Here is a 3,108-nt window from a genome sequence, read left to right as displayed (position 1 = left end):
CTCGCCGTAGGCGGTGAAGTCGCCGCGCTGCAGCGCCGCCTGCGAGTCGGTGATCGCCTGCCGGGCCTGCTGCAGCGCCTGGTCCAGCTGCACCTGCGCGCCCGGGTCGGCGCTGGGCGAGCCCGGCGCCGGGGCCGGGGCCGGCGTGGGGCTCTGGGAGGGCGAGCCCGGCACCGGCGCGGCGCCCTCGTCGCCGGCGCTGGCCCCCGAGTCGCCGCCGAACACGTCGTCGAGCGCCGCGTCGAGGGTGTCGGCGATGGCGACCTGGTCGCCGAAGACGGCGACGACCTTGCGCAGCTGCGGGAAGGAGTTCGCCCCCGTGCTCCGCGCGTAGATCGGCTCGACGTACAGCAGCCCGCCGCCCACGGGCAGGGTGAGCAGGTTGCCGTCGATGACCTCGGAGTTGCCCAGCCCGAGCAGGCGGACCTGCTCGGCGACCACCGCGTTGGAGTTGATGGTGTTCTGAGCCTGCACCGGCCCCTGGACGGTGGCGGCCTGCGGGATCTCCAGCAGCCGGATGCGGCCGTACTCCTCGCTCTTGCCGCCGCCGGGCGCCATCGCGTTGGAGTCCACCGCGGCGAAGCCGGTGAGGATCTGGTTGCCGCCGCCGCGGTTGTTGGAGGCCGGCACGTAGTTGGACGTCAGGCTGAAGGCCGGGGCCTCCTGGCCGGGCATCCGCAGGGTCAGGTAGTACGGCGGCTGGGCCGGCGCCGTCGTCCCCTCGGGGACGTCGGCCGTCGGGTCGCCGGGGACGTCCCAGAAGTCCTGGCCGGTGAGGAACGAGCTGGCGTCGGTGACGTGGTAGCGGGCGAGGACCTCGCGCTGCACCTTGAACATGTCCTGCGGGTAGCGCAGGTGCGCCATGAGCTGCTCGTCCACGGCCGACAGCGGCTCCACCGCGCCCGGGAAGGCCTGCATCCACGCCTTGAGGACCGGGTCCTGCTCGTCCCAGGCGTAGAGGGTGACCTGGCCCGTGTAGGCGTCCACGGTCGCCTTCACCGAGTTGCGCACGTAGTTGACCGTGCGGTCCTGCAGCGCCTGCACGCTCTGCCCGGTCTCGGTGAGGGTGTCCACCGTGACCTCCCCGAGCTCCGTCGCCGCCGAGTACGGGAAGGACGCCGAGGTGGTGTAGCCGTCGAGGATCCACGTCACGCGGCCGTCGACGACGGCCGGGTAGGCGTCGCCGTCCATCGTCAGCCACGGGGCGACCTTCTCGACCCGCTCGCGCGGGGTGCGGTCGTAGAGGATCTTGGCGCCGTCGTTGACGCGGTCGGAGAGCAGGATGTTGCCCTCGGCGAACTTCAGCGCGTAGACGGACTTGCGCAGCAGGCCGTCCACCGCGACCCCGCCGGGGCCGTCGTACTTGGTGAGGGCGTAGCCGCGCGAGGAGTTGTCCGGGTAGTCGATCTCGACCGGGTCCCCGGCGCCGCCGACGATGGAGTAGTCCTGCGTGTTCTCGCCGAAGTAGATCCGCGGCTCGTACTCGCCCAGCTCGCCGGTGGAGGGGATGTTGGCCTCGAAGTAGTCCGGGCGCCCGTCGTTGGTGCGCTCGTTGCCGCGGGCGGCGACGACGCCGTAGCCGTGGGTGTAGACGGTGTGCAGGTTGACCCAGGTCTGCTGGTTGTCGGCCAGGCCGTCGAGGTTGAGCTCGCGGGCGGCGATGACGGTGTCCTGGGTGGTGTCCCCGCCGAGGTCGTAGCGGTCCACGTCCAGGACGTCGGGGAAGCGGTAGTAGTTGCGCTGCCCCTGCGTCTGCTGGAACGCCGAGCCGACCACCGAGGGGTCCAGCAGCCGGATGCCCGGGATGGTCGAGGCGTCCTCGAGCAGCTGCCCCGGCGTCGCCTCGGTGTCCGGCTGGTACTCGGTGACCTCGGAGTCCGCGAGGTCGTAGGCGGTGCGGGTGGCGTCGATGTTGCGCTGGACGTACTCGGCCTCGGCGGTCTGCCGGTTGGGGCTGACCTGGAAGCGCTGCACGACCCAGGGGTAGATGCCGCCGACGGCGACGGCGCTCACGACCAGCAGCGCCGTGCCGATCGCCGGCAGCCGCCAGCTGGCGCCGACCGCGGCCGCCACGAACAGCCCGGCCACGACGACGGCCACGAGGGTGAGGATGGCCTTGGCCGGCAGCACCGCGGTGGCGTCCGTGGCCGTCGGGCCGACGACGCCCGCCACGTTGCCGGAGCTGGAGACCATGAGCTCGTAGCGGTCCAGCCAGTAGCCGGCCGCGCGCAGCAGCAGGAACGCCGCGGCGAGGGTGGCCAGGTGGATGCGCGCCGCGCGCGTCGTGCGCTGCCCGCCGCCGGACAGCCGCAGCCCGCCGTACAGGTAGTGCGTGGCCAGCGCGGCGATGCCCGAGAGCACCACGGCCGCGGACAGGAAGCCGACGACGAAGCTGAGCCAGGGCAGGGTGAAGACGTAGAAGCCCTGGTCCATGCCGACCTCGGGGGCCTGCTGCCCGAAGGACTGGCGGTTGACCCACAGCAGCAGGGTCTCCCAGCGCCCCGCGGCGACCGAGCCGCCGAACAGGCCCGCCGCGAGCGAGAGCGCGACGACGACGAGGCGGCGCAGCGGCTCCAGGGACTCGCGGTAGCGGTCCAGCCCCGCCTGCTCGGTCGACAGCGGCGCGTAGATGGGCCGCGAGCGGTACCCTACGCTCAGCGAGACCGCCACGGCCGCCGACAGCAGCGCCGCTCCGACGGCGAAGAGCGCGATCTGCAGCCACAGCTTCGTCGTGAAGGTCTGCAGGTAGCCGAGCTGGTCGAACCACCACACGTCTGCGGTGATGCGGGAGCCGACGACCACGACGACGACGAGGGCGACGAGGACGAGGACGGTCGGCAGGGCGGCGCCGCGGCGACGACGCCGCAGCACCGGCCGCGAGGGGCGGCGAGGTGGGAAGCTCACGACCAGGCAACTTACAAGCCGCCGGGCGGGTGCCCGTCCCGACGCATCGTGACCAGTTCGTTGCCGGACTCCCCCTTGCGCGCCCCGGCGGGCCCCGGGCGGGTCCGGCGGGCCCCGCCGGCACCCGCGGCGGACGTGCCACCATCGGGGCCGTGAGCTCCGACCCGCTGACCCCTGCGACCCCCGGTCCCGCACCCGCCACCC

General features: G+C 73.1%; 1 protein-coding gene. It reads right to left on the bottom strand.

Annotation, left to right across the window (positions count from 1 at the left end):
- Nucleotides 1–2,904, bottom strand: a 2,904-nt coding sequence (locus tag GTQ99_RS19930; protein ID WP_166617450.1) for a UPF0182 family protein, incomplete at its 3' end; no start/stop codon positions are given.
- Nucleotides 2,905–3,108 lie beyond the last annotated feature (204 nt).

The organism is Kineococcus vitellinus, assembly GCF_009906315.1.
GTDB lineage: Bacteria > Actinomycetota > Actinomycetes > Actinomycetales > Kineococcaceae > Kineococcus > Kineococcus vitellinus.
This window is presented reverse-complemented; position numbering and strand designations above follow the sequence as displayed.